Source organism: Streptococcus parasanguinis, assembly GCF_001578955.1.
Classification (GTDB): domain Bacteria; phylum Bacillota; class Bacilli; order Lactobacillales; family Streptococcaceae; genus Streptococcus; species Streptococcus parasanguinis_U.
Genome location: NZ_KQ969721.1, coordinates 1 through 509, shown reverse-complemented (window position 1 = coordinate 509; position 509 = coordinate 1). Strand labels below are relative to the sequence as shown.

General features: G+C 31.6%; 1 pseudogene. It reads right to left on the bottom strand.

From position 1 onward, the window contains the following. Window positions 1-509, bottom strand: a pseudogene (locus SPADD19_RS10935) (DUF1430 domain-containing protein); the annotation flags it as partial.

The following is a 509-nucleotide window of genomic DNA, read 5'->3' as shown; positions in this document are numbered from 1 at the left end:
TAAAAGTAAATCTCCACAATCACTAATCATTGAGTTTCCAAAAATCTGAGTTAGGTGCAATCCAGAAATATATCGAATCCCAACTGTTCGCATTTCCTTAGTTTTTTGAATAATCATTAAGGCTATAAAAGTTAGTAGAAAAATGACCAAAACGAGTAATTGACTACCATTTCCCATATACGTAAATAAGCTAAGAAAAATATTTGGATATGAAACAAATGTTTGTGTGAAACCCAATGATTGAAGTTCATGATTTAATCTATCTAGAGTGAGATTTCCAGATAAAATATAATAATTGGACAATAAGCCACTATTGTAAAAATCTTCTTCACTAGCTTTAACAAGGCCGTTTGGGATATGGCCAGATCCAAATATTGCATAGGAAAAATGAACCTTACCTTTATCGTCTATTGTTTCAATTTGTTCACCAATCACACTGTCTGTTTCATTTGCTAATTGATCTAAACTGTATTTTACCTGATCTTTTGATACCTCTTTGTTCCGGGAAA